The sequence below is a fragment of the Rothia sp. CCM 9418 genome, from assembly GCF_048512825.1.
Taxonomy (GTDB): Bacteria; Actinomycetota; Actinomycetes; order Actinomycetales; family Micrococcaceae; genus Rothia.
Map to the genome: position 1 here is coordinate 1 of NZ_JBLXXX010000006.1, position 26925 is coordinate 26925.

The window sequence follows — 26925 nt, forward strand, 5'->3', positions numbered from 1 at the left end:
TAAGATACGATTTTTGGATAGGTAAAAAATCTTATCTTGTTACGTACGGATTTTTAGGTTTACTCACGATGGATTGGATTGGGATACTTTCAGCATTTATTTTTAATATTTTACTGATAATAATAGTCACAAATATTACCATGTGGAAAATACAGAAAATCCCTATTTCCATAGGAGTTATAGAATGAACAATATATTAGATTTATATCTGGATGAGAAAGTTTATTGTGCTAAAAGCCAAAAAATAACTCTTCTTCAAAATTTTTCCCTAGCTGTTGAGCAAGGAGAAAAAGTTGCTGTTGTTGGAGAGTCCGGCTCAGGGAAAAGCACGTTACTCAACATATTGGGCCTTATCGACACCTCATACTCTGGCACTTATACACTATTCGGGAAATCTACGCAAAAACTTTCTGATAGAGAGTTAGCAAAGTTAAGAAATAAAAATATTGGATTTGCTTTACAAGAATCAGCTCTCATTACTTCTTTAAGTGTTGAGGATAATATAAAACTTCCACTCATATATTTTCAAAGCCGAGGGCAAAAAGAACAGCAAAGATTTGAAGATATTACCGGAGCACTTGGAATATCCAATATCCTCACGAAAAAACCTCTTGAATGTTCCGGAGGTGAAAGAGCTCGGGCAGCTTTCGCTAGAGCGATTATTATGAGCCCACAGGTTATTTTGGCTGATGAACCCACTGCTTCACTAGATGACAAGAATAAATCAAAGATTATCGATTTATTATTTGGCGCAACTCATGATTTTGGGGCCTCAATCATAACAGTAACTCACGATAATATTTTTGCTCAACAGCATGATCGTGTCATCCAGCTAGAAAGAAAGGAATACTAACGTTCTAACTTTCACTTTTTTCTTTACTAGAAAAAGAGAGGTGAAATACGACTTCTTGTCATCAAGCTTTATCGGTCTACGAGGTCAGAACGCACAGACCATATAGCGACATCGGCGGAGCCTTGTACAACGTTCACACCAGAAACAGGTAGCCATACCCCACCGTCTCCCACGGAGTACTCCCCCGAATACACAACAGAAACATTCACCTGCACATTACCGGTAGAAGAATACTGATGACTTGTTGGTGTTTGCTCATCCCATACTCCATCACCTAAAACTTTCCCAGGTGAGCTAAGCATACCCGAGGATGTACCATCACCATAATCAAATACATAACCCACGGGCACGGCACGAACTTTTATAGGAAACCCAAGAACCTCCACATCAAAATCTTGAGGGTTGGCTTTGACCATAAAGTTTGTATGGTAGTTCACCAAAGTATCAGCGCCCGGTTCAACAACAATCTCGGGCGCGTCAAGAACTAATCGTTCAAAATCTTCACCAGAAAACACCGGAAATTCAATGACGTCAGAGTCCAACTCGGCTTCGGTATTATCAGCACCAGATGGGTCTGGTGCGCCTCCTGCTGGGCGAGAACCACGAGACGGGCACCATGTTTTACCAGTATCTGACCAACCATTGCCAGAAGAAGATTGAACCCGATGCGCAACATCATCAGCAAAAAGCCCGCAACGAGGAGGCACACAACGTTTCTTACCATCACAATAGCGAACAAGACGATACTCTATCTGCGGACCAGCATATGAAATCGCACTCTGCCCACCCGACGAATTAACGATAATGGGAATACCGGTAGCAGTGATATACGCATTCGGCGGAGCTTGAGGATGAGCCTTTCGGCGAGAAGATTCAGGTATACGGCTTGATATTTTTAACTCAATAAATTCTTTATATCGTTTAGTATCTATCTTGGTATCTAAGGCATAAGAAATACTACTTGTACACAAAATAGACAGTACAGATAATATAACTATCAATAACCTTTTATTCGTTGTAATCAATTCCTTCAACCCCTAACAATGCAACAAAGGTCCATTGATTCTGGTCATAATATAAAGCGACAGAGCCTGGTCGTCCTTTAAATAAATCCCCAGTTTCAGGCTCACACCTACTACTACCAGTACAGTTATACGAATCGCTAAAAGATGGTCGAATTAGAAAACGATAAGTCCCGTCTTCGCCCAAAACAAAATCGTTATCCTCAAAATCAACTTTCATAACAAAGTCAACAAGCCAAGCACCCTCTAAATACCCCTTTTTCAGGTCCCGATAAAAATCCTGCTCATAATCATTATCCGGCGCAGTAATACGAGAAATATCATCCACATCCCCCGTACTCGAAGCATAATTACGCAAATCAACCCAATACCGAATAAAAGCCTCAGCACCTTCTAAAGTCTCTTCACGAGCAGCCTCAGGAAAAACAGGCTTCGGCACGTTAAACGCACGATGCTTTACAGAAGCCGCAACATACTCACCAGCATCAACTTTCTTTTGTTCCTCTGCTGTCAGACCAGACTCGTTAACATCATCAGGTGATGTAGAAGCATTTTCGGATTCTGACGTAGATGAAGTACCAGCTGACGAAGAAGCTGACGCGCTAACACTTGCCGTCATGGAAGCTGAAGGCGAGTTCATCTTATCTTTTTCAGATACCGGTTCTTGAGCAGAGCATCCGCATAGTAGGGAACTGATACATAGCACTACGCTAGAACGAAGCAACCAGCTTTTAAACGACATAAGAGCACCTGTTTCATAAGGGAGTTAGTAGTCTAAGTTCAAAGACAAACTTAATTTTTCATTAAACCTACAATGAGAAGAGTGTATTGGAAAGAAGGTTATGGCTATCTGTGGATATATGACAGGTCAGTGACAGCGCAGAACTTTTTTCTTCGTCATTATATTCGCGGTTTAGCGCACTAAAAGTACCATTAGTGAATAATGTATACCCTTATGGGGACAGAGTTTTTTGTTCTGGCGTTTTATGATGTTCACTATCAACGACAACGCATATTTGGTTGTGCGTATCACAATTATTTGCGGTTTAGGTTACGCCTCAACGTCGAGGGGAAGACCGCACTATGCGTGTCAATGAAGAAGATAGGAATATGTTATGGCTAGGTTCAAGAAATTACGTTTCCTTGCGGCAGCTGCACTGAGTGCTGTTCTCGTGGCACCAGTAGCAGCACCTGCTCATGCAGTAGTTGGAGGGTTCAATTCTAATCAAAGTGCAACTGTTCGGCTATGGGCTTACGGCTATAAAGCACCAGACTTATTATGTAGTGGTAGCCATATTGGTGATGGATGGGTGCTCACCGCAAAACATTGTGTGGATGATATTGGTGTCAACACATGGTCAAGTCGTGTTGTTTGGGGAAATCCTCGTATTAACTGGAACCTTCCAGAGGATCAATACACCGGCCCAAATTCTGGTATCGACAGAATCGTCACCCATCCAGATGAAAATAAGGATATGGCGTTGGTGCATGTACCAGGTTTAGCTCAGGCTCGTGTGGCAACTTATCGTTTGCGTGACGGTGGTACCGCAGAAGATCTTAAAAATGCTCGTTGCACGGCGTATGGTTACGGCTTGTGGGAGGACAACATTGATTCTGAGAGTTCTTATGCTCAGCGTCAGCGAGGTTTGAAGATGAAGATTCGTTATGCGAGTACTTCTATTAAGAACTCTAATTCAGCGCAGCTTCGTGGTTATAACGACCGCGGTGGCTTCCTCGTAACAGGTGATTCTGGAGGGTCTCTTGTGTGCAACGGAGTGCTTTCTGGTGTGACTGTCGCTTATTGGCCTAAGTCAAAGTCTAATTCATTTATGTCTATTTCTGCTCCTGAGCGTAATTGGATTCACCGCACTACTGGTATTTAATAATTTCTGATATTAAACGGGTGGGGCGCCCTCAAGACTTTTCTTGAGGGCGCCCCGTCTGTTAGCTATTGGTTAGCTTACATGTTCATAGGAACAGCAGTTTCAGATTCTGCTTTTTCCATTGCTTTTTGAGCTGCTGGATCTTCGAACATCTTGACGGGGTAGTCTTTACATGCGTCAGATGGTTCCATGAAGTTCTCCACAGTATTTTTCTTGACGATGTCGAGGTTTTCCTGAGTAATCTTCCATGGCATCACAGCGGTGAGTGGTTTGAACCAGCCGCGTGCAGGTACACCAGTGATGTAGTCCTGATGTAGGTCGTAGTTGTTGGGTGCGTAGATGGTGACAGTGAGGGTGTAGTCGCCAGGTTCGGTGATGGAGTCCTTTGGCAGGTTGGTGCCGTAGTGTGAACCATCGATTGCGTTCATTTCCATCATCATGCCGCTTGCAACAGTTTTGCCTTCACTGTTATCGAGTTTGTACATGAGGTGTAGGTCAGCAGGGGTTTCGTCGACGGAGTATCCCCAGTTGGTTGCGAACTCTGTTGCTTTGAGATCGAACTCAAGGTGCATTTGTGAGTCTTTGTAGTCAAGCATTTTCATGGTTGACTTGGGGTTGTCGAACATTTGACCTGGCTGGAAGAAGTGGATTGCACCGATGAAAGGTCCAAAGTCAGCTTCTGGTCCGGCTTGTTCCTGCAATCCACATTCGTCGGGACGTTTGTTGGCTGCTACTGCGCCTTCTGCTTCTTCTTCAGGTGCAGCTGCTTCGTCACTAGCTTTAGCTTCTGCACTGACGCTGGCGGTTGCTTTTGCTTCATCTGCAGTTTTTGATTCTTCGTTCTTGGTGCAGCCTGCTAGCGCGGTCGTCGCGATAGCAAGTGATGCCAAGGTAACGAGGGTCTTCTTACCTAGTTCCATGGAGTTTCTCCTTAGATATTTATGTCGCAATGAATATCCGTACCTGTATGGTGAGGATATTTATTGTGTCGAGGGTTTTCCTCTTTTTACACCTCAATGGGTGAAGTTTTTGTGTGGTCTTTAGCTTTTGGCTAAGGACTGTTGTTCTTGTTCTGCTTCGCGGCGTTCACGGCGCTCTCGTAGGGTATGGGACAAGATAATCCACACGCTAGCAACGAAGAGAATAATTTGTGGTAGCAGTGTTTCTGCTTGGGGGTATATTCCTAGTTCTGGAATGTAGTATTCCATCCACGGTAGGTTAGTGCTTCCAAGGATGACGTTTGCTTCTTTAAGTTCTTGTACACCTTTTCCAACGAAGGAGATACACATAATAAAGAGCATGATGGAAGTTCCCATAAAGATGGGGCGTACTGGTAGTTTTGCTCCTCCAAAGCGGAAGATAAGGAAGATGATTGCGAGGAGTGCAACACCAGCCACGAACCCCAAAGCTATCCAGAGAGGGTCGCTTTTTCCGCCGGAGAAGGATGCGGTGTAGAACAAGACGAGTTCTGCCCCTTCTCGGATGACGGCGAGGAAGGCTGCAAAGACGAGAGCTTTTGCTGCTCCTGCTGATACGGAGGTTTTAACCATTCCGTTGATGTATTGTGACCAGTTTTTTCCGGAGGATTTTGAGAGCATCCAGTTGGAAACGTAGAAGAGCATACCTACCGCGAGGAACATGGTGATGCCTTCGAGTAGTTCTGATGCTTGTCCTGCTCCACCGAGCAGTTCAGAAAGTCCCCAGGCGAGCAGGAAGGATAGAGCGATAGCTGCAGCGACACCGAAGTACACGTATTTGACGAGGTTTTTATTGCCACTTTTGACGAGGTAGAGCACAATCGCAACAACGACGAGGAGTGCTTCGAGCCCCTCACGTAGCAATAAGGTCATTGCGGTGCTGAAGTCTACCCATCGTTGTACGGTTGGATCTGCTTTTTCTACGTGTTGCGCTTCAAGTAGTTTGTTGCCGATGGATTCAGAAGAATCTGCTGGTGCGACTCCGTCAAGCACCATAGCATCTCGTGCCACCGCGGTTTTGATGATTTCTAGTTGTTGAATAACGTCGGGGTTTCCGGGGTCAGCTTTGATAGCTAGTTTTACGCGAGTGAAGCGGCCTTCCATTTTGACTTTTCGGTTTCCCGATAGCGTCATGGAGGCTGGCTCTAGCGAATTTTCATACCACCCAAAGTATGCTTCGCCGATATCATCTAAGGTTTTGTTGTAATCCTTGTTTTTGTAGGCGGCGATGGCTTGGTTAATTTCTGCTGCCATGCACAACGCGTAGTCTTGGTGGTTGCGTTGTGTTCCGTCTGGGTTGGTCGCACCTTTTTCACAGATTGGCAGAGTTTGCTCTGTTGCACTATTGCGTGTTGAGCTGTTCTGTGTCGGTGCTGCAAGAAGTTGTGTAGGCGATGATGATAAGAGGATGAGAGTGGCAAAGAGTACTGCTATTGCTCTTATCAGAATATTTTTAGATGTATTTTCGCGAAGCGAAGCTGTCAATGTGTTATTCCCTAGTCTGGGTTTCTGGGGCAAAACCCTAGTCGGTATTCAAGGATACTAAGATTAGTCTAACCTAATTGTCAAGATTTTTTGGTTCTGAAAATTTTTTATTGCTCCTATATGTTGAGTAGCTTCTACCTCAAAGGGGCTTATTTTTTAGCTTTATTCTCTCTTGTTTTCTAGGTTTGCTCAGGTTTTTTGTCGTATTTCTAGGGTTATTCAGACATGTGCGGTTAGTCTTAAAGACAGTTAGTTTTCTTCATTCGCTCTATCTTTAGGGAAATATCCGTGACTCCCCTTGTTCTTTGTTCGTTAACGGTTGTTGCCGTTCTTGTTATTAGTGGTATTGCTAAGGCAAAAGAGCCCCAAAGTACCGCAACTGCTCTAGTCAATCTCAAGTTAGATAGTTGGCTTCCTTTAAAATTCATCGCAAAGACTCTTCCTTGGGTTGAGTTATTTCTTGCGGCGTGGATTCTTGTAGTTCCTGGGCCTATCGGGGCTTTGGGGGCCTTTGTCGCAGTTATTCTTTTTGCGGTGTATTGGGTTGTTATCGCTCGTGCGGTAGTCACAGGAAATACTGCTTCGTGTCAGTGTTTTGGTTCTAGCTCGCAAGCACCTATCTCCGTATTTACGCTTGGCCGAAATACTGCACTTTTTGGTGCGGCGATGGGAGCTTTGGTTGGTGCTGTCCAAACCGGTAATTCTGCGTTGGTTCAGTTTTTCTCTCTGAACAGCGAAGGCTGGCTATGGATTTTCTCAGCTGTAGTTTTGTCGTCAACACTGTGGTTTATTTATCGTTCTGAAACTGTTCCTGCATCGCCTACGGTAGGGAGATCTGATTCTCTCGAAGATCCTTCTGCTCTTGAGAGCTATCTTCAAGAGTATGACGGTGTTGAAGCTGAGTACATTCGTTTGCCTATTCCTTTTGGAACATTAGAAAATAGTGATGGTTTCCAGGTTAACGTACGAGAATTTGCTTCTTCACAGGCACGTATTTTGTTGTGGGTGTCTCCCGGTTGTGGCCCGTGCCAAGGTCTATTAGAGCAAATAGACGGCTGGCAAGAGCAGCTTCTTCCATTAGTGAAGATTCATCCTATTGTCTCGGAGCATGATTTGATTCCTTATCTGGGCCTTTCAGATACTTTTGAGCCGTTGGTTGATCCGCAGCACCAGTTCCAGCCAGCTTTTGGTTGGGGTTCTCCGATGGCGGTTGCGTTGGGTGCTGATGGTCTTGTCGCAGGTGGGCCTGTTCGCGGGCAACAAGATATTGAACAGTTCTTTGCAGATATCATTGCTCAGCTTACTGAACCTACCGAAGAAGATGAGGCTGTGTCTGCAACAGATGATGTTTTGGAATCTGTCGCAGAAAAAGATTCTTAGACAGTTTTAAAGAATGCCGGTAACGTTGTACGTACCGGCATTCTTTATATATAGGTTAGGTCAATATCATGCGTGATAAGTCGTTGTGGCAGATTAAGAAAGAGCAAAATCCTGGTCATTCTCAGTGGTATATTCAACGTTTTAAGACGATGCAAGAGCAAGGCGCTGATATTTTAGGTGAGGCCCGTCTGATTGATGCGATGTGTGCTCGCGGTTCTCGTATTTTAGATGCTGGTGCTGGTCCCGGACGTATCGGTTCTTATTTACAGAAGCAAGGCCATCAGGTTATTGGTATTGATATTGATTCTGAATTAATAGCTGAGGCCCAACGGGTATGCCCTGAAGCGCAGTGGATTACCGCAGATTTGGCGGATACAGCTGAAGTGTTAGGTTATTCTCAGCAAGATATTGAAGCACCTCAACCTTTTGACATGATTGTCTGCGCCGGAAATGTGATGACTTTTCTTGCACCGTCCACACGTGTTCAGGTACTTCGCGGATTCGCTACCGTTCTGGGTACGTCAGGTCGAGCTATTATCGGTTTTGGTGCTGGCCGTGGCTATTCTTTTGAAGATTTTTTCTCCGATGTTCAAGAAGCAGGACTAGAAATTTCTCAGCGTTTCTCCACATGGGATTTATATCCTTATACGTCTGATGCTTCGTTTCTCGTCGCAGTACTAGCTGTTCCTTCAACTTAAAAGATGATGGTGGTGTTTCCGTTAGAGAGGAAAACACCACCATCATTTTTATGGGGTAAGTCTTCGTTTCTTTTAGAGAAGATGTATCTCTTCAAGAACTTCTGTGGGCAGAAAGTTTGCAGAAACGACGAGAGACAGCAGCAATAAATACACGATAATGGCTAAGGTGGAACGCCACTGGGGGTGTAATTCGTTAAAGCTCACAAGACCGGGATGTTGTTTATTCATCTGCAAAACGTTGATGTTCGGGTACATCACGGTTTGCGGTGAGATATCGCCACTAATCTTTTTCATCGTTTTTTTGTCCCAGATTCTTCCGTCCATGCGGAAGATTCTTTTTTTCTGTGCGTTAGTAGCCCAGAGTGCTGGTACTCCACGGTGCCCTAAACTTTTAAGACCTTTTTGGGCTTTGTGCACCGATTTTTTTCCGATGAGACGTTCAGCAAAAATTGTTTGGTGAATTTCGTTGAGCTCAATGGTTCTCCACCCGAAGGTTCGCCCCATCAGAAAATGTGTTTTCGTGCGCACTGCAATAGTTGGTTTCAGAAATGAGTACACGGACAGCGCTGCGGCTAAGACAACAAACACAAGAATAACGGTGTAAGGCAGGGCAAGGCGCCGACGCGCAAGTAGTAGACCGATAGCAATAATGACAAGTGATGGAGGAACTGCTGCTATCAGACGGCGATGGTATGAACTGATACGCGGATGGTAAGTTGCAAGAATTTCGCCGTATTTTTCAGGGACCTGATGGATATGTTCTGCCATAGGTTCATCTTATTAGTTTCTTCTCTACACAGGCGCTTCTTTTTCTGTGTTCTTTGCTGAGTTCTCTCACACTGATTTTCTGGGCTACATTAGTGGTATGCGTTTTCGTTCTTCTGTTGATCGTATCTTAGCTTTTTGGGTTATTGGAATGTTCTGTGCAATAGCTCTGGCATTGATTTCTTTGACCCTTATTAACCGGTTAGTGTACGCACCAGAAGGGCAAGTACATCAGTATTTTCAGGCTCTTGAACGTGGCAAAGGAGACCATGCCTTGGGTATTCTCGATGCTCACATTCCTGATGCTGATGGAACCTTACTAGATGGGAAAGCATTAAAAAATTCTGTATCAGAGATTAAAAATTTTTCAATTATTGGTAGTGCTATTACTGATGGGGGTTCTAAAGCACAGGTAGATGTCGAGTACGTTGTTGATGGCTCAACATATCGCAGTAGTTTTCATCTCACAAAGGTGGGCTCTCATTGGGGCGTCTTTGACCAATGGCATATCGACCCTCAAACTCTTCCTACCATTAAATTGCAAGCACCAGCAGTGCACAGTGCAAGTATTAATGGGGTGAAGGTGGGTATTGATTCAGCATCTCAGAATTTCGCGGTTCTTTACCCTGGTATTTTTTCAGTAACTTATGAGTCATCCCTGTATTCGGCTGAACAGCAAAAAGTTCTTATCAAGGGGAACGATCCTCATGAAACAACAGTAGTTTTACGTCTTGTACCGAGTGAGAACGCCCAGAATTCTATTACGTCGCAAGTGTCAGCAGATTTGAATGAATGCGCATCAAAGAATTCTCTATTTCCCGCAAATTGCCCTTTTGAATATGATTTTACGGGACGTGTTCAAGGAAATGTCTCATGGACTATTAAGAAATACCCTACGACTAAGGCCGTTATTAATGATGAGGGACAGTGGGTATTGCCTTCATCTTCAGGGGTAGCTCAAATATCATTTACCGAACTTGACCTTTACACAGGTCAACAGAACAAAGTGAAGGAGGATGTTCCTTTTACTTTTTCTGCTGATTTAGAAGTCTCCGATCATGAGGTATTTGTTCGTCCTCGTTTTTAGGTCTACATTTTATGAAAAAAGGTTTTAGGCACATCGTTGTATTGATGTGCCTAAAACCTTTTTCTTAGGAGTTTATACCTCGTAAGTCGAGGGTGAGTGTTTCTTCTCCTTCACCATCGACAACTACGGGAATACCCCAGTCTTGTTGGTAGAGGTGACAAGCTGCGTGTTCAGGAATTTCTTGTCCTTCTTCCCCATCACAAGCAGCAGCTCGAGCAGTAATATGTAGTACCGCATTACTAATTTGTGGGTTGAGGATTAACGAACGTTGTAGCCCTTGGGACGTTCCGGCTCCTGAGAGGATGAATTCTTCAGGCGTCGAAGATACCTGTAATTGGGTGGGGTCTCCCCAACGGTAATCAAGTTTTTGTCCCGTTGGCGCACTAAAACGGGCTACCAGTTGCAGGCTCTCCCCTTTGAGGGAGGTCGCTGGGCGTGCTGTTTGTGATGATCCTTCATCAATTTTTTGTGTATTTTCAGGGATATTGATGCGGATGAGTTGGTGTGCGTTAGCTTCTACTACGATCAGGCGAGCGCCGGTGTCTGTATGTTCTATGAGGACGTCTGAGGGTTCGTCTAGGTCGCGGATGAGCGTTGTTACTTCTTGTGTTTCGGGTTGGTATCGACGGATGGCACCATTGTAGGTGTCAGCGATGGCTATTGATCCGTCAGGTAGGGCGGTGAGCCCGAGGGGGTGCTGTAGTCGTGATGTGGTGCTGTGTCCGTCAACGTATCCGAAGTCGAAAAGTCCAACGCCTATGGCTGTTTCTATGTGTGGGGTGTTGTTTTCAAAGCGGATGAGACGAAGTGCGGAGGTTTCTGAGTCTGCAACCCAGATGTTACCTTGATGGTCTTCTGTCAGCCCGGAGGGTTGAGCGAACCAGCTTTCTTGTGCTGTTCCGTCTTTGAGTCCTTCAGCTCCTGTTCCGGCGAATACACGGATTCTATTGGTGTGTGGGTTGTAGCTGAAGAGTTGTTGTGTTCCAGCCATGGCGATGATGAATTCTTGTGCTTGGTGTGACCACGTGATGTCCCAGGGTGAGGAGAGTGCAACGTCGGTTGGGTTGAGGTTTTCTGGGATGTGGTTGTGGTCTTTTGAGCGTGCTTTTTCTCCGTCGATGAGGCGTTGTACACCGTTGCCCGCGATGGTTGTGATGCGTTGGGTTTTCCAGTTGAGGGCACGGATACGGTGGTTGACGGTGTCTGCGATGAGGATGTCGTATCCGAGTGTTTCGCGGAGTTCTTCAGGTACGAGGCATAGACCTTGTGGCTCGTTGAAGAGTGCTTCATCGCTGTTTCCGTCTTTCCAGCCTCGTTGTGTTGTTCCGATGGTGCGTTGCGCGGTTTCGAGGTCGGGGTTGAGTTGTACGAGTCGGTGGCGTGCACTGTCGGTAACAAGGTAGGTGGTGGTGTTTTCTTCGGAATATTCGGCGGGTAGTTCGATAGCTTTTCCGGGGAAGGCTAGGGTACCTTGTGGTTTGGGACGTGGGACGTAGGGGCTGTCGCCGTAGCGTAAAGTACCGGATTCTTTGTGTTCTTGGATGAGTTCTTCGACGAGTGAGGTGAGCCCTTGAACGTGTCCTTCCCCGGAGAGGTGCGCCACGATGTATCCTTCGGGGTCAATAACGACGAGTGTGGGCCAGGCTCGTGCGGTATAGGATTGCCAGGTGCTTAGTTCTGGGTCGTCGAGGACGGGGTGTGTGATGTCGTATCGGTCGATAGCTGCTTCGAGGGCTTTAGGATCTGCTTCGTGTTCAAATTTTGGGGAGTGCACGCCGATAGTGACGAGGACGTCGCCGTATTGTTCTTCAAGGGGGCGTAGCTCGTCGAGGACGTGGAGGCAGTTGATACAACACAGTGTCCAGAAATCGAGAATGACAATTTTCCCGCGGAGGCTTTGTAGGTTGATGTCTTTGCCTCCGGTGTTGAGCCATCCGCGTCCGGTTAATTCGCTAGCGCGTACCTTGTGTGAGCGTATTGTATTGTTCATTAGAGGTAGTCTTTCGTATCGATATGGATTCATTGGTGTGTTTACACTATCTTAGGACGCATTTTTGTCTGAAAGTATTTCTTTTCTTGAGGTAGTGCTTGTTATAGATTGTCATATTTTGTGATGTTGTGTCATATATGTGATGTTCTCTTTTATTTTGTTATTACCCCTTGTCGGAGTAGTCTATGTAGCGGTAAAAACACTTTCCTGATGGTTGTGTATGGGCTTGTGTTGTTGTTTGCGTTTTAGCAGAAAGTAGCAGTTTGGCTATGTCTCCTGATTGTGAGAGTTCTATGTCGTCAGTATCTGATGGTTCTGTTGGGTTGGTTTCTTCTTCTGAACGTTCGTTGACGAAGTCGTTGAGTCCTCGTCATCTTTCGATGATTGCTCTAGGCGGGGCTATTGGTGCGGGTCTTTTGGTGGCGTCTTCTACTGCTATTACGGTTGCTGGTCCTGCTGTGATTCTTTCTTATGTTTTCGCTGGTGTTATTTTGACTCTGGTGATGCGCATGTTAGGTGAGTTGTCTTCAGCGTCTCCGCAGACTGGTTCTTTTTCTGCGTATGCTCATCGTTTTATTGGGGCTTGGGCGGGTTTTACCGTGGGTTGGTTATATTGGTGGTTTTGGGCTGTTACGGTTGCTATTGAGGCGACGGCTGCTGCCACAATTATTTCTGGGTGGTTTCCGGCTTTTGAGCAGTGGGCGGTTGCCGGTGTTCTTGTTCTTGCTTTGACGCTTTTAAATCTCGTGTCGGTTCGGGTTTATGGGGAATCTGAGTTTTGGTTTTCTTCGGTTAAGGTGTTTGCTTTAGGTCTGTTGATTGTGTTGGGTGTGTTGGCGCTTGTAGGTGTTATCCCTCATTCTTCTGCGGGCCTTTTTCAGTTGGTTGGTCATGGTGGGTTTTTCCCGCATGGTGTGGGTGCTGTGTTTAGTGCGCTTCTTGCCGTCATTTTTTCAATGTTTGGAGCTGAGATTGTTACTATTGCAGCTGGTGAATCAACACATCCGCGAGAGTCTGTGGTGAAGGCTGTACGTGCTGTGTTGTTGCGTATTCTTATTTTTTATATTGGTGCTATTGCTGTGACGTTGTGTGTGGTTCCGTGGACGTCTATTGTCTCGGGTGTTTCACCTTTTGTGACGGTTTTTGAGAGTTTTGGTGTTCCGTATGCTGCGGTTGCAATGAACATTGTGGTTCTTACGGCGCTTATATCGTGTTTGAATGCATCGTTATATAGTTCTTCTCGCATGCTGTTTGCTATGGCTTCGCGCGGTGATGCTCCGAGGTTTTTTGGTGGGATTTCTTCGGTGGGTAGCCCGTGGGTTGCGGTTATTTTTTCTTCGTGTGTGGGTGTTGCGTCGGTTCTTTTGAATTATTTTATGCCGGACGCTGTTTTTAGTTTTTTGGTGAATACGACCGGTGCTACTGGTATTTTTGTGTGGCTTTTTATTGCGGTGTCTCATCTTCGTTCTCGCCGTATTCTTTTGGCAGAGGGTGTTGATGTGACGACTCGTGCGGATGTGCTTAAGATGTGGGCTTTTCCGTATCTTAATTGGGCGCTTATTGTTGTGTTAGTTGCTCTTTTACTGTTTATGGGTGTGAGTGTAGAGCACCGTTATGAGGTTCTTATTTCTACTGGTGTGGCAGTTGTGGTGGTGTTCTTTGGGTGGTTTCGTTCTGTTCGTATATCTCGTTAGTTGTTATTTTATTGTCGAGCTTTCTTCGTTGAGTTTTTCAAGCATTTCGTTGTAGGCTTTGAGGTCTGCGTCGCCGTCTCGTTCGGCTTGCCGGTCTAGTCGTTTGGCAACTTTTTTATCGGATGCTGCCCATTGAATGCCGACGGCTACAGCGATGAGCATGGTGGGTAGTTCGCCTATCCCCCACATGAGGGATCCGCCAAGTTTTTGGTCGTCGATGGCGGATAGTCCCCATTCTCTTCCGAGGTTTCCGAACCAGGATGCGGCAAGTAGTGTTTCCATATTCATCATGGCAATACCAACAAATGCGTGGTATCCCAACGTTGCGATGAGGAGGATGAGACGCATGGGGTAGGCAGGACGATACGGGATGGGGTCGATGCCGATAAGCACGAGAGAGAAAATGTATCCGGTCATTAAGAAATGGATAATCATCAACTCGTGACCTACGTGGTAGGAGAGCACGAAATTGAGTAATGGTGTGAAGTAGACGATGACGATAGATCCGGCGAAGTTTACGGCTGCAAAAATGGGATTTGTAACGATTTTGGACCATCGAGAGTGAATAATCCTCAAAATCCATTCTCGTGGGCCTCGTGTTCCATCTTGACGCGGTTCTAAAGCCTTCAAGAGGAGTGTGATAGGTGCTCCAAGGACGAGAAAAATGGGAACAATCATAGTCAGCGACATGTGTTCTACCATGTGTGCGGAGAAGAGTACTCGCCCATAAATGGCTAGGGCACCGGATGTGATGTAGTTCAGTGCGAAGAGTCCAGCTATCCATGAGACGGTTCGCATGATTGGCCATGTTCCACCAGCTTTTTTGACACGATAGTAGGCCCATAGGTAAAAGTATCCTGCACAGCAGATGAGGAATACCCATAACCAGTCAAAGCGCCATTGTGTAACCCAGTGAGTGAGAGAGGGTTCTGGTGGCATGTCGTACCAGGTGATAATGCGTACAGGTGGGGCGTCTGTTGCAAGAGTTTCTGGAACGGGTGGGGCTGTTCGAGAGAGTGATACGGCTAGTCCGCTAGCTCCACCCATAATTATAATTTCAGCAATAATTGCACGCCAGATACCGATAAGGGGGCGAATCTTCCCCCGAGACATAGCAGGTATGAGGTAAAGTCGGTGGGCTGCGCCTATGACACCTAGCATCATGGTCAGAATAAATTTTGTGAGAATTATATTGCCATAGGCCGTGGTGAATAGTTCAGAAATATTATTCATACGCACAGCAGCGTTAATAATTCCCGATAGAAGAATAAGAATAAAGCCGAAGAGCGCTACTGCAGAGTACCTTCTGAGGACCACAATTGCCATTGGCGCACGACGGTTCAGAGTAGTATTAGTACCTCGGTCTTGTTCTACAGTGGTGCCGGTGCCCGCTTCTGGTGTGCTAATTTGCTGGGAGATGTAGGCGAGCGCAATTAACCCTCCGCACCAGCTGATGGCTCCTAAAAGGTGGAGTCCGAGGGAATTGACTGCTCCCATATGGTCTGCACCTCCAGAAGAGTGTCCGCCTAATGCCATATCGACAATGGCTATTAGTGAAATACCCCAGGTGATAAGTAATCCTAGTAGTGAACGTACTGCGAAGATGAGCGTTGAGACAGTGGCTGCAACAATGACTGTTGTAGCTTGTTCTTTTCCTGCGTCAATATCGGTGATATAGCTGATGAGTTCTGATGCGTAAGAGCTTGCAGAGGTTAGTGGTCTTCCTGAGATGTCGGAGTAGGTAAGCACTAGCACTGCTATAGCGGTGAGTGTCCAAGTGACTGATAGTGCTGAGGCGAAGTTAAGCAGTGAAGTGAAGGGAGGGTATTCTGCTCTTTGTTTTTGACATTGGGTGGAGTTTTTTCGGTAGGTCTTTACGTTCAGAGTGGAGTCTGTAAATCGTGGGATGATGCCTATAGCAAAGATAAGAGCGCCCATTGTTGCCATCATGGCGAAGTTGTGAAGTACTTCAACGATAGGTAGTCCCCAACGAACAAAGGCTCCAGCATCGACAAGAGCAGTTGCGTTGCTTTCGCCGGTGACAAGTAATGACAGGATAAGTAGTAGCAGCGCTGATATGGGAAAAGACCAAATCCATTGGCGGTTTATTCCCCCGTAAGAGAGTGCCTTGATAAGGTGTGGGGTCTTCTCTTGAGGTGTTTTTTGTTGCGTAAGTCGTCGCTGCGCCATGTGCTGGTTGTTCCTGTGTTGTGGTGTGATGTGTGGGTTTGTTATGGCTGGGAGGGTTTGAAGAGGTTTTCTCCGATAAATCCATTTTCTTGGCATCCGGCGGGAATCGCAAATACTGCTGATCCGATGGGTACCGTCCAGGTGTTCAGCATGTCGAGTTGTGCTAGGCGTTCTTGGATGGGAACGAATTGTTGTGTGGGGTCACTCTGGTATGAGGCGAAGATTAGTCCGCTTTGGGAGATGCCTCCGGTAGTTTCTCCATGTCGTGAAAAGCCTGATGCGTCTGTTACAGGAAGGTCGTAGTTGTATCCTCGTCGGAGGATACGTTCTTGGGGTTCTTGTGGGCTTGCTCTACGTATGTGTGCGTAGGGTGCGATGACGTTAAATCCGAGGTGGTCTGTTGCCGAGAGGTCGGGTATGTCGTGTTCTTTTTCTCCGGTAAGAGGTGCTCCGTTGCTTAGCTTTCTGCCAACGGCGTCTTCACGTGCAATTCTGTCTGCTTCGTCCCAGGTGTCTAGGTTCATATGGATACGTCGGATGACGATAGAGGTTCCGTTCTCTTCCCATGCGGGGGTCTTAGGGTGTTTTCCCCATACGACTTGTTCCATGCTGTTATCTGATGTTGTGGGGTTGACGGTTCCGTCGACTTGCCCAAAGAGGTTTCGCATGGTCTGCCCGGGTTTTTGGGATCCGTACGCATGGCGGAATCCTTCTTGTACCCATCGGATAGTTCCAAAAGTTCGGGTGTCTTTGAGTAGCATTCGTTGCGCGTGGGCGACGGTCATTCTGTCGTCGGCGCAGATTTGAATGAGGAGGTCGCCGTCACTCCAGCGTTCTTGTAGCTGGTCGATTTGCGCGAAGGGTGGTAGTGGTTTGAGCCATGGTGGTTTTTGGCGGGGGTTTGCTATCTCGAAGATTTTTTCGCCGAATCCAAAAGTGATGGTTAGTGACGCTGGAGTTTCTGCGAGTTCTGGTTCTTGGTCAACGATTGGGGCGTGTCCTTGAGTTAGTTGCGCGGCGTCATCGGTGAGGATTCTGAGCAGACGGCTTAGCTGTTGGGTGTCGGTGTCGTCGTTTAAGTCGATAGCGATAAAATGCCCAATTGCTGGTGCTGGTGTGTCTATTCCAGCTTGCCGTGCCCCGTAAAAGGATGTTCTCGATTCCTGAAGAGGTGCAACTTTTTGTTCTTTTGTTGTTTCTTGGTGGGTTTCGGGGGACATCCTATGGATTGTTTCTGTTGCAAGAGCTCCTATACCTGCGCCAAGGGCACCTGCGACGAGGTGTCTACGTGTTGGTGCTGGTCTTGTTTCTTTGTCAGAAATGTGTGCGGGGGTCTGCTCAGAATCACTCATCGGTTTCCTCAAGGTGGAGGTTTTCTAAGACGCTGTCATCGTCTTAGATGTAGTGGATATTATTGTGCACATTGTGGCAGCATTCCCTGGGAGTTATCTCCATCCTCAGACATGCCGTCCATATGGTGCATTCCTTCGTGGGAGTCTCCGTGTTCGTGGGAGTGTTCACCTTCTGCGGGAGTATGTTCCTTGCTAGGAGCATACTCTTCTTTTGCTCCAGAGTAGTCGCGAGCGACTGCTTCAAAACCGAACTCTTGACCGTCTTCGGTTTTGAGGGTGACATTTGCACGAAGTCCTGCAGGTAGGGAACATTTCATTCCCACTGCCATAATGTGGTTTCCGCCTGGTTCAAAGACAAAATCTTCTCCGGGGTTGATGGTAAAACTTGTCACTTGTTTCATCATCGTTGAGCCGGTAGCGGGGTCCTTCTCTGTAGTATGCAGTTGCGTATCATCAGAGATAGAGCTCGTCGCAGAAACAATGGTGATGGGTTTATCCGTCGTGTTTTTTGCTTTCCCGAAGAACGCGGTCATACCACCTTTTGTAGCTTTAACCCAAGTATCAGAAAAGACCAGTGCACTATTTTGCGCAGAGGCATTCGTTGTAGTTTCTGTAGGTGTCGTAGCAGTACTGCTAGCATCTGCAGAAGATGTGGGAGTAGCCGAGCTTTGAGAATGATGGTTTGAGGTATCTTGTGCTCCGCAGCCCGTAAGGACAAGCGCACCAATAGCGACAGAGCTCAATAGGACAGTAGTTTTGGGTGTAGAAATCTTAAACATGAGTATTCCTCAAAAAAAATATAATAAAACGCTTTTAGGAACGTTTGGACGATAGAGAAGATGAGTTAAGAAGAACGTCGCTTCTTAAGAAGGAGAACGATAACGGCGGCTACCGTCGCTAATGTTGCGAGAGAAAAGGTAATGCCTTTATTTTTCTCGATCAAAGAGGTTTCTGGCGCATCCTGTTTTTCGGTTGAAGCTTCGTGAGTTGCTGTTGCCTCTGTAGCCGATGTTTTCGGTGCACCTTCACCGACGACGAACTCATATTTTCCTTGAATGGGATGTCCATCTTCAGAAACTACTCGCCACGTAACGGTGTATGTTTCGTTAGCTTTTTTGTCTCCTAAAAGTGTCGTCGAGACATCTTTTCCTGAAATTTCTGGAGATTCGCTAGCGATAGATTCCCCCGTCGAGGTTGTTACTCGTACTTGGTTAGCTCCATCGACATCTAAAATATTCCCACTATATTTGAGGGTGATTTTGTCAGGTAGCTGGTTAAGGGTTTCTCCATCGGCAGGAACCGTAGAAATAAGTTGGTCATGGGCTTGAGCTGGAGTTATGGCTAAGGCGCTCAAACCTAACACTAATAGTGCGTATAGAGCAGAGATTAGTGTTTTATGGAGTGCACGAGATGGTGCTGTCTTCATATATATTCCTTCTATTGTGTTGTTTAGTTATGGAAAGAACAACGCAATAGAGGTGGGCCTCGTCGAGGCTGTGTAAGAAGAAGTAGCAGGGTATGGAGCGTCTGCTCAAAAAAGTAGATTGGCACACGGTATGTTCGGGGAAGGTGAATGTGTACCGGTGGAGTCCAGAACAGTTCTGTCAGGCGAAGGCTTAGGGCGTTGAGACAACGACGAATCGTTTCTTGTCCATAGCAGAACATGCCAAAAGTTATTGCTGCCGCACCGATGTGAAAAAGCACCATCAGCGGCATATTCCCATGATGCGCGTGGCGAGTAGTAGTCTCTAAATGCAAGCTAAAGTTGAGCCGTTGAGCTCCATGATGATGGTTGTGTGTATCGGTCAGTGACGTCCCGCTATATGCAAGCATGAGATGCAATAATCCTTGTCCAAGGAGTATTGCTCCGGCTAAGAGATATTTTGATATGCGATACGTACTAAACGGCAAACAGGCTAATGCTGTCAGTGCGGTGCAGAGAAGCCAGATAATGGGGTGAGGCAGACCGCCTCCTGCAATACCGTGGGCAAGGGCTCCTACTGAGGTGGAGGTTAGTGCGGTACACCATGCACGCAGTAGTTGTTCAGTACGTTCAGAAGACGAGCGGTCGAGGGATGTGTGCGTCATCCGTTGTGGCTCCTCTCCTGTGTATCCAATACTTTTTCTAGTGTATCTGAGGTTTCGTCCTCTTGAGGTTACTGAAACATCTATACACCGTAGATATACAGAAGAGGTTGCTTCATCTTTCGATGAAACAACCTCTTTTGTAAGTCTTTGACAAGTTTTTATTTCTTGTTGGAGACTGCTGCCTTCAGCTTGGAACCAGCGGTCAGCTTAACACCATGACCAGCAGGAATCTGAATAGTTTCCCCGGTCTGTGGGTTGCGACCGGTGCGTGCAGCGCGGTCAGTGCGCTCAATAGCCATCCAACCAGGAATGGTAATCTTTTCGCCTTTGGCGACAGATTTCTCAAATACCTGGAATAGTGCGTCTAGCACACCGTTTACAGCTGCCTGGCTGGTGCCAGCTTTCTCTGCAACCTCTGCGACGAGTTCGCTGCGGTTCTTAGCCATAGTTGCCCCTCCTGAGACTTTATGTTTATCTAGCGATTAGCTTCAGTAGCTAAATCGTTACTAGCCAAACCTTACCAGCTTGACTTGGTGATACCGGGCAATTCGCCGCGGTGTGCCATTTCACGGAAACGGACGCGAGAAATGCCAAATTTTTGGAAAGTGCCACGGGGGCGACCGTCAATCTGGTCACGGTTACGAACACGTACTGGAGAAGCGTTACGAGGAAGCTTCTGCAATCCGAGACGAGCAGCTTCGCGCTCTTCTGGAGTAGCGTTTTCGTCGACTAGGGTCTTTTTGAGCGCTAGGCGCTTTTCTGCGTAACGTGCAACGATTTCTTTGCGCTGTTCGTTACGAGCGATTTTGGACTTCTTAGCCATGTCTTATCGCTCCTCTCGGAATTCTACGTGCTTACGAACAACGGGATCGTATTTCTTAAGGGTCATACGGTCGGGGTTGTTACGACGGTTTTTGCGGGTTACGTAGGTGTATCCGGTACCCGCAGTGGACTTAAGCTTGATAATAGGACGTACGTCCTTGGTCTTTGAAGCCATAATTAAATCTTCTCCCCGCGTGCAATCATTTCTGCAACAACAGCATCAATACCACGAGCATCAATAACTTTGATGCCCTTAGCGGACACGTTGAGGGTTACGTTGCGGCGCAGTGAAGGCACCCAGTAACGCTTCTTCTGAATGTTCGGATCGAAACGACGCTTGTTGCGACGATGCGAGTGGGAAATGCTGTGTCCAAAGCCGGGAACAGCTCCGGTCACCTGGCAGTTTGCTGCCATAGTTTTCTCCTCCATTTGTTGACGTAATGACGGTGCGCAGGCGGTACATACTTAGCACAAGTGCAAGTTGTATGAGCGTCCCGTCACCAAGGTAGAGCACCGGGTTATTCGCCGGGCTGGAGTGTATGAGACTCAGCTTGGGTGAGAAAACAAGCTAAATCCCCGCCGCGGAATAACGGTGAATAGTTCAAGGTGTCGAGAGGTGTTGCCACCAATGCGACAGCCTTAAATACTATGTAAATACTGGCTTTTATGCAACCTAAAACCGCCTTTAAGAGTGCAAGATTCCTAGAAACTCAGCGCTTCATCGGAGTACTTGAGCCTCAAAAAATGACAGCAAGTGCGCCTTCAAGCCATACATAAGTCTACCACAACTTTACATTTTTGCTTGTCAAAACTGTTTTAAGATTATTTTATCCATTATTTCTACCTCTCAAAACAGCACTCAAGCCCGATAAATTACATGCATGAAATTTACAGTGTGAGATTAACGGCTTAATTTTTTCATGCACATTGTTCCTGCACACAAAAAAGGTGTGTTACCCCAAAAAGATTGAGGCAACACACCTTTTTATCCAACCGTTAAAGGTTTCAGCGTAGAACGCAAGAAGCTAGTTATGCTTTCTTCTCACGGGAGATAACAACCTTTACAGCGTCGTGCTTAGCAGCGTTTGCAAAGAGCTCGTATGCTTCTTCGAATTCATCGAAGGTGAAGTGGTGGGTTGCCATTGCGCGTGCGTTGAGACGACCTGACTTCACCATGTTCAACAGGTTACCAACAGTGTTGCAACTTACGAGACCCATATTGATGGAGACGTTAGAAATCCACATCTTATTGATAGGAAGCTCCACAGGCTTACCGTGAACACCAGCGTTTGCGATAGAACCGAAGGGGCGAACGATGTCCATGCAAGTCTGGAAGGTTGCAGGGATACCAACTGCCTCAATTGCAACGTCCACACCAAGGCCATCGTTAGAGAGAGCCTTAATCTTTTCAATTGCGTCAGGATCAGATGCGTTAACCTTATCGGTTGCACCGAGCTCGAGAGCTTTATCCATACGGTTCTCGTCCATGTCAACGGTGATGACACGACCTGCACCACAGAGGTTTGCGGTCATAATTGCGCCGAGACCGACGGGGCCTGCACCGATAACTGCAACAGTGTCACCAGGCTTGGTGTTACCGTTGAGAATACCAATCTCGAAACCGGTAGGTAGAGCGTCAGTAAGGAAGAGAACGTCTTCGTCGTCTAGACCCTCAGGTACGAGGTGCACAGAAGTTTCTGCGTAAGGAACACGAACGTACTCAGCCTGAGTACCGTCAATCATGTAACCAAAAATCCAGCCAACGCCACCAACAGTCTGGCAGTGTGCTGGCTGATTTGCCTTACAGTAGGAGCACTTACCACAGTTAGTAACAGCAGGAATGATGATGCGGTCGCCAACTTTAAGGTCGGTTACAGCTTCGCCAACCTCGGTAATGGTACCAATAGCTTCGTGTCCAAGAATACGACCCTCTTCAACTTCAGGAACATCGCCTTTAAGAATGTGGAGGTCGGTACCGCAAATAGTAGTGGTGTCAACACGAGCAATAACGTCGGTTGGCTCCAAGATGGTGGGGTTTGGTACTTCTTCCCAGTTACGCTTGCCGGGACCGTGGTAAACGAGTGCCTTCATAAGGTCTACTCCTCCAATAAATGTCTAGTGTGTTGCCCGTGATGGTACTCGGGCGTTTTCCATCTACACATAAGGATAGCCCTCTGTGTTACGCCACACAATACTAACTCGTACTTACTTTTTTCCTACTAAGTTACATATTGTCACCAAGCCATAAAAACAATAGTTTCACATGGGAAAACTTTTTATGCAAAAATAAAAATCCATAAAAAAATTTTTATACCTTAACTCAAGCTGTTTCATAGAAACATACAAGAAAACCTTGGTGTGTCGCATAAAAACTTAAGGTAAATAAGTCCCTAAATCTTGCATTTATAAGAGGTAAAAATAACCTTTATTAAAAAGTATTAAAGTCATGACATTAGTACAAAATATGAGCTTTCCGGCAAAAGCTCAACAGCAGAAAATCACCCCAAGATTAAACTATCTAGGCACTTCACGAGTGTTGATTCTAACCAAAAAACAGCACCCAAAGTTATGGATTGCGAGTAGAAGACTTCTTATACAGAAGCAAAGACATCGATACAAGCGCAACAATAGCCAGAATATCTGCGAGGAGAATCAGAACACTATTATTCTCTCCAACACACCTGAATAACATCGACATTCCGGTTATACAGTAAAGAGGCAGAAGACTCATAACCGTCAGAAAGATTCGCTCTCTCAAGACCCAGTAGAGGTAGAACATCAGTAGAAGGACAAAAGAAACAACAGCAAAAATAGAATGAGGAGCATGAAAACTCGCCAAATACGTAGACCAAAGCATCAGCACAACCAGTAAAACAACGGTCAAAGCTTTATTACCGCCTGTTGTCGTGAACATTGTATTTTCTCCTCCCCTTATATCAGCCTATTCGTCGGAATAACCATACACATACCATTTTTATCGATCGAGCACCGATAAGCATAGATATTTTCATATAGCCCTCAGAACCAGGTAGAACCAGGTAGAACCACATTACCAAGGATGTACACAAGAAAATACACAAGGATTATTCATCTTATTTTTTCAATAAATACTTGAGGTGCACATCAAAGCTATTTAACACAACAAAGATTGAGGTGAACTGCCCAAACATAACTATCATAGATAATCTCTGAGTACTTCATTGGGGTGGTATTCAATGCGAGTTCCACCTATAATGGCATACGTTCGATGCCTACTTGTAGCATCATTTTTCAAGGAGTGCATAATAGAAATGAAGATGTAATTTCCACTCAGCCCCGCTGAGACGTAACCTCAATTTTTCTACGTCACGGAGATTACTATGCCCTCTATTACTCTTAACACCGTCTCATTTTCTTACGGATCTCGCCAAATACTTAATCGCGTAAATCTTCACGTTGCTGAAAGCGAACGAGCATTTATTATTGGCCCCAATGGCAGCGGAAAGACAACACTACTTAAAGTCGCTTCTGGAGAATTATCACTTACTTCAGGGCAGGTAGTCCCCACCCCATCACAACATTTTGTGCCTGACCCCAATCATTTCGTAGGTCAAGTCAACGACTACTTTGATACCGCATTTGCACCCGTCAGAGATTTATCGGCACGTTTTAATCAGATATTGGCTTCGTTATCTGAAGGTGACAGTACATTAGAAACCGAATACGACCATGTTCTTGCTGAAATGACTGCACGAGATGTATGGTCATTAGACTCTCGGCTAGCAGAGACTCTCACTGGTCTTGGATTAAACATAGTCGGTGCATCCCTAATGGAACGTAGCCTCAATACGCTCTCTCCTGGGCAACTCGCTCGATTACGGTTAGCGGCGTTACTCGTCCTTCGTCCCAACGCCCTTATTCTCGATGAGCCAACGAACCATTTAGATGCAGACGCAGTTAGCTTCCTCTCAGATACCATTCGTCAGTGGGATGGTCCTGTACTTGTATCAAGTCATGATCGGGCTTTTATCGAAGAGACAGCAACCATCATTTATGACACTGACATTGCAGTATGGAGCGAGTTAGCTAAAGCACGGGGAGAAAATAATTCCAGCGGTCTTTTCCGCAGTCGAGGGAACTATTCGGATTACCTCACCGCGAAGAAAACTGCTCAAGAAAAACATGCACAAATCCATTCGTCTCAGCAGTCCCAAAAACGCAAACTTCAAGAGCACCGTCACGAAAGTATGAAAATTGCTCGCGGTGGAACTCGCCTCAATACTGCAACCGGGGTAGCTAAAAAGTTTTTTGCTGATAGGGCTTCAGCAACATCATCTAATCGCAGGAGAAGCGACGAAGTTCGGTTGAACCGTCTAAAAGAGGAAGAAGTCCACAAACCTCGTAGCTACAAGTTACAGTTCCCTCCATACCAAGGTCAGCCAAGCTCGGGGATTGTTGTTTCCGTTAGGCAGGCATCCATTGTTAACCGACTTCTACCAATAGACATGGATTTATCGGCGGGAGAACACCTCCTTATCACCGGAAGAAACGGCACCGGTAAAAGCACGTTACTTAACTGGATTGCAACAGGAAACCCACCCATAGGAGCAGAAACAAACGGCTCAGTTTCACGTGATGATTCGATTGGCATTGTTCCCCAAAACCTCCCGAGTGAAGGAGATACCGGATTTAACAATAGACTTTGGCAACAGGGTGTCGGTGAGCTAGGTCAAGGAATTCTGCACCCTTCTATGTGGGCCACGCCCATTCCAGACTTATCTGCGGGAAATCAACGACGTGCTCAACTCGCTATCGTACTAGCGCAGAATCCCTCAATACTGATAATGGATGAACCGACTAACTACCTTGATTTAGACACCATGCAAGCACTCGAAAAGGCTCTGAGAATGTGGAAGGGAACACTCATTATCGCAAGTCACGATCGTTGGCTTATCAACCACTGGCACGGACGACAAATTCATCTTAAAGACAGAAGTAGCTTCAGGGGCTGAAACTTATCCTATGCCATACCAGTGAACCGGGTACATAAAAAATGGGCACTTGTTTTCTCAAAAATTTTGAAAAAACAAGTGCCCAGATAATTTTATTCCTAGAACAACGTATTACCGTTTGCACTCATAAGTGGAGCCCCCTACCGGATTCGAACCGGTGACCCCCTGTTTACAAGACAGGTGCTCTGGCCAGCTGAGCTAAGGAGGCATATGCGCTAAGGCACTCAACTAGTGTACCTGAACTTTAGATAATATGCATCTTCAGCAAGACCTAAAAGACAGGAAACACATCACAAAAAAGCGTTTCGCTCACATGCCTAAAAGGCCCATGAGCGAAACGCTTTCCAAAAACTCTACAAACGTCTATAACGTCTATAACGTCTTAGAAGATTATTGAGACTACTCAGACTTCTGTTTAGCTTCAATAATGCCGTTAATCCATGTTGTGAAGTCATTAGAAGTGTACTGTTGTCCGTCAGCATAAACCGTAGGAGTACCAGAAACACCGTTATTAGAAGACTCAGGTGTCACAACATTCACAAGAGAACGCCATTTATTGTTATCCATATCGTCCTTGATATCAGCACCATATTTTTTAGCGATATCAATAATCTCAGCATTCTTCATGACTTTACCCTGATGCGAGAAAATCTCTTTCTGATATTCCAAGAATTTCTCTGGTGAAACCTGATTTGCAACAGCATAAGCCGCAGCAGCTGTACGAGCAGAATACTGACCAGCATACTCCCCATCAAGGAAAGTTAGATTACGAATTTCAAGAGTAATCTTTCCCTCTTTAACCAGTTTTTCTATTTCATCACCATAAGCTTTTTCAAACTCAGCGCAGTGAACACAGTTATAATCTTGGAAGATCGTTACACGTACAGGTTTCCCGTTGTGTGCAGCTTCCTCAGGAGTCTGCACTCCTAGAGGCAGAGGAGTTTCTTTTGCCCCTTCTGTCGCTTGATGCGATGCTGTTGCACTATAAAGGCTCTTGATATCGCGTGTAGGCTCATCAGAAGCCCCTTTCTCAATACCGTCAGCAGTCAGAACAATACCACCATATTTATTAGCTGATTCTGGTACAGGCCCTGCATCCTCAATGGTGTTTTTCTTCGTTGTGATAAAGATTGTTGCCACAATAGCGATGATCGCAACAACAACCAAAGCGATGGTTGCTTGCATCCAACGTTTATTAGAGCGCGCACCAAGCTTTGCTTGCTTAGCAGCAATCTGGCGAGCACGTTCGCGTGGATCAACAGAGTTTTTAGAATCTTCTTTAGACACTAGAGATACTCTCTTTCATAGTATTTTACGGATAATAGCCTAGCTGAGTTATCTCCCAAGAATAAACGTTATAGAGGCTTTTATAGAAAACTGTCATTCTTTCCACAGGAGTACCAAATCGTAAAATTCATGACTTGTTATTAAATAAAAAAGAGGGGCTTTCACATAATTGTGAAAGCCCCTCAATATCCCGATAAAAACCGGCGGCGACCTACTCTCCCACACCGTCCCCAGTGCAGTACCATCGGCGCAAAGAGTCTTAGCTTCCGGGTTCGGGATGGAACCGGGCGTTTCCCTCTTGCTATAGCCACCGTAAACTTACAACAAAGTTTACGTTGCCTGAAACCTCACTTGGAGGTTA

At 46.0% G+C, this 26925-nt stretch carries 25 protein-coding genes, 1 tRNA gene and 1 rRNA gene; 7 read left to right on the forward strand and 20 right to left on the reverse strand.

Annotated elements, in window-relative coordinates; all coding sequences use genetic code 11:
- The first annotated feature begins 184 nt into the window (after nt 1-184).
- Nucleotides 185-853 carry an ATP-binding cassette domain-containing protein gene (locus tag ACN083_RS08430; RefSeq protein WP_419102403.1) on the forward strand — a complete coding sequence of 223 codons (669 nt, stop codon included), beginning with the start codon at nt 185-187 and terminating at the stop codon, nt 851-853.
- Between the two features lie 68 nt (nt 854-921).
- On the opposite strand, the gene ACN083_RS08435 is transcribed toward ACN083_RS08430, so the two are convergent.
- Together ACN083_RS08435 and ACN083_RS08440 are read right to left on the reverse strand one after the other, a co-directional pair.
- Nucleotides 922-1824 carry a hypothetical protein gene (locus ACN083_RS08435; protein ID WP_419102404.1) on the reverse strand — a complete coding sequence of 301 codons (903 nt, stop codon included), beginning with the start codon at nt 1822-1824 and terminating at the stop codon, nt 922-924.
- Between the two features lie 37 nt (nt 1825-1861).
- A complete protein-coding gene (locus tag ACN083_RS08440; RefSeq protein WP_419102405.1) occupies nt 1862-2515 on the reverse strand; it encodes a DUF6318 family protein in 654 nt (217 codons plus the stop codon).
- Nucleotides 2516-2990: 475 nt separating this feature from the next.
- Between ACN083_RS08440 and ACN083_RS08445 the strand changes: the two genes are divergently transcribed.
- Nucleotides 2991-3758 carry a trypsin-like serine protease gene (locus ACN083_RS08445; RefSeq protein WP_419102406.1) on the forward strand — a complete coding sequence of 256 codons (768 nt, stop codon included), beginning with the start codon at nt 2991-2993 and terminating at the stop codon, nt 3756-3758.
- 77 nt (nt 3759-3835) lie between these two features.
- Here the strand turns inward: ACN083_RS08445 and ACN083_RS08450 are convergent, their stop codons facing one another.
- The gene (locus ACN083_RS08450) at nt 3836-4678 is read right to left on the reverse strand and encodes an iron transporter (protein ID WP_419102407.1); all 843 of its coding nucleotides are present in this window, start codon (nt 4676-4678) and stop codon (nt 3836-3838) included.
- A 120-nt stretch (nt 4679-4798) separates the two neighbouring features.
- Complete coding sequence (locus ACN083_RS08455; protein WP_419102408.1) at nt 4799-6220, reverse strand: FTR1 family iron permease; 1422 nt, start codon at nt 6218-6220, stop codon at nt 4799-4801.
- Between the two features lie 288 nt (nt 6221-6508).
- Here ACN083_RS08455 and ACN083_RS08460 point away from each other — a divergent pair, with 288 nt between their 5' ends.
- Both ACN083_RS08460 and ACN083_RS08465 read left to right on the forward strand, forming a co-directional pair.
- Nucleotides 6509-7600, forward strand: a complete 1092-nt coding sequence (locus ACN083_RS08460) for a MauE/DoxX family redox-associated membrane protein (RefSeq protein WP_419102409.1) — start codon at nt 6509-6511, stop codon at nt 7598-7600.
- 68 nt (nt 7601-7668) lie between these two features.
- Nucleotides 7669-8298, forward strand: a complete 630-nt coding sequence (locus ACN083_RS08465) for a class I SAM-dependent methyltransferase (RefSeq protein ID WP_419102410.1) — start codon at nt 7669-7671, stop codon at nt 8296-8298.
- A gap of 72 nt (nt 8299-8370) precedes the next feature.
- On the opposite strand, the gene ACN083_RS08470 is transcribed toward ACN083_RS08465, so the two are convergent.
- Entirely contained in the window at nt 8371-9066 is a 696-nt protein-coding gene (locus ACN083_RS08470; RefSeq protein ID WP_419102411.1) for a hypothetical protein, read from the reverse strand.
- A 97-nt stretch (nt 9067-9163) separates the two neighbouring features.
- Here ACN083_RS08470 and ACN083_RS08475 point away from each other — a divergent pair, with 97 nt between their 5' ends.
- Nucleotides 9164-10150, forward strand: a complete 987-nt coding sequence (locus ACN083_RS08475) for a hypothetical protein (RefSeq protein WP_419102412.1) — start codon at nt 9164-9166, stop codon at nt 10148-10150.
- 64 nt (nt 10151-10214) lie between these two features.
- Here ACN083_RS08475 and ACN083_RS08480 read toward each other — a convergent pair whose 3' ends face one another.
- Nucleotides 10215-12140, reverse strand: coding sequence for an NHL domain-containing thioredoxin family protein (locus ACN083_RS08480; protein WP_419102413.1), 1926 nt, complete (start codon nt 12138-12140; stop codon nt 10215-10217).
- A gap of 293 nt (nt 12141-12433) precedes the next feature.
- Between ACN083_RS08480 and ACN083_RS08485 the strand changes: the two genes are divergently transcribed.
- Nucleotides 12434-13834: an amino acid permease gene (locus tag ACN083_RS08485; RefSeq protein WP_419102414.1), complete on the forward strand. Its 1401-nt coding sequence runs from the start codon at nt 12434-12436 to the stop codon at nt 13832-13834.
- 3 nt (nt 13835-13837) lie between these two features.
- On the opposite strand, the gene ACN083_RS08490 is transcribed toward ACN083_RS08485, so the two are convergent.
- From ACN083_RS08490 to ACN083_RS08540, 11 genes are all read right to left on the reverse strand, one after another.
- On the reverse strand, nt 13838-16024 hold the full coding sequence (locus ACN083_RS08490) for a cytochrome c oxidase assembly protein (RefSeq protein WP_419102415.1): 2187 nt from the start codon (nt 16022-16024) through the stop codon (nt 13838-13840).
- Nucleotides 16025-16065: 41 nt separating this feature from the next.
- On the reverse strand, nt 16066-17376 hold the full coding sequence (locus tag ACN083_RS08495; RefSeq protein ID WP_419102416.1) for a Dyp-type peroxidase: 1311 nt from the start codon (nt 17374-17376) through the stop codon (nt 16066-16068).
- A 59-nt stretch (nt 17377-17435) separates the two neighbouring features.
- Nucleotides 17436-18155 carry a copper chaperone PCu(A)C gene (locus ACN083_RS08500; RefSeq protein ID WP_419102417.1) on the reverse strand — a complete coding sequence of 240 codons (720 nt, stop codon included), beginning with the start codon at nt 18153-18155 and terminating at the stop codon, nt 17436-17438.
- Nucleotides 18156-18220: 65 nt separating this feature from the next.
- Nucleotides 18221-18802: a copper resistance CopC family protein gene (locus tag ACN083_RS08505; RefSeq protein ID WP_419102418.1), complete on the reverse strand. Its 582-nt coding sequence runs from the start codon at nt 18800-18802 to the stop codon at nt 18221-18223.
- A gap of 23 nt (nt 18803-18825) precedes the next feature.
- Entirely contained in the window at nt 18826-19464 is a 639-nt protein-coding gene (locus tag ACN083_RS08510) for a hypothetical protein (protein ID WP_419102419.1), read from the reverse strand.
- A 158-nt stretch (nt 19465-19622) separates the two neighbouring features.
- On the reverse strand, nt 19623-19910 hold the full coding sequence (locus ACN083_RS08515) for an HU family DNA-binding protein (RefSeq protein WP_419102420.1): 288 nt from the start codon (nt 19908-19910) through the stop codon (nt 19623-19625).
- A gap of 71 nt (nt 19911-19981) precedes the next feature.
- Nucleotides 19982-20287, reverse strand: a complete 306-nt coding sequence (gene rpsN / locus ACN083_RS08520; protein WP_419102421.1) for a 30S ribosomal protein S14 — start codon at nt 20285-20287, stop codon at nt 19982-19984.
- Nucleotides 20288-20290: 3 nt separating this feature from the next.
- The gene (gene rpmG, locus ACN083_RS08525) at nt 20291-20461 is read right to left on the reverse strand and encodes a 50S ribosomal protein L33 (RefSeq protein ID WP_145175751.1); all 171 of its coding nucleotides are present in this window, start codon (nt 20459-20461) and stop codon (nt 20291-20293) included.
- Nucleotides 20462-20463: 2 nt separating this feature from the next.
- Entirely contained in the window at nt 20464-20700 is a 237-nt protein-coding gene (gene rpmB / locus ACN083_RS08530) for a 50S ribosomal protein L28 (protein WP_419102422.1), read from the reverse strand.
- Nucleotides 20701-21315: 615 nt separating this feature from the next.
- On the reverse strand, nt 21316-22377 hold the full coding sequence (locus ACN083_RS08535; protein WP_419102423.1) for a zinc-dependent alcohol dehydrogenase family protein: 1062 nt from the start codon (nt 22375-22377) through the stop codon (nt 21316-21318).
- Between the two features lie 475 nt (nt 22378-22852).
- Nucleotides 22853-23200 carry a hypothetical protein gene (locus ACN083_RS08540; protein ID WP_419102424.1) on the reverse strand — a complete coding sequence of 116 codons (348 nt, stop codon included), beginning with the start codon at nt 23198-23200 and terminating at the stop codon, nt 22853-22855.
- A 445-nt stretch (nt 23201-23645) separates the two neighbouring features.
- Here ACN083_RS08540 and ACN083_RS08545 point away from each other — a divergent pair, with 445 nt between their 5' ends.
- The gene (locus ACN083_RS08545) at nt 23646-25277 is read left to right on the forward strand and encodes an ABC-F family ATP-binding cassette domain-containing protein (RefSeq protein WP_419102425.1); all 1632 of its coding nucleotides are present in this window, start codon (nt 23646-23648) and stop codon (nt 25275-25277) included.
- Nucleotides 25278-25408: 131 nt separating this feature from the next.
- On the opposite strand, the gene ACN083_RS08550 is transcribed toward ACN083_RS08545, so the two are convergent.
- The 3 genes from ACN083_RS08550 to rrf all read right to left on the reverse strand — a co-directional run bounded on the left by ACN083_RS08550 (nt 25409) and on the right by rrf (nt 26879).
- A tRNA-Thr gene (locus ACN083_RS08550) sits at nt 25409-25485 on the reverse strand.
- A gap of 191 nt (nt 25486-25676) precedes the next feature.
- Nucleotides 25677-26564: a DsbA family protein gene (locus tag ACN083_RS08555; protein WP_419102426.1), complete on the reverse strand. Its 888-nt coding sequence runs from the start codon at nt 26562-26564 to the stop codon at nt 25677-25679.
- 198 nt (nt 26565-26762) lie between these two features.
- A 5S ribosomal RNA gene (rrf, locus tag ACN083_RS08560) occupies nt 26763-26879 on the reverse strand.
- Between the last annotated feature and the right edge of the window lie 46 nt (nt 26880-26925).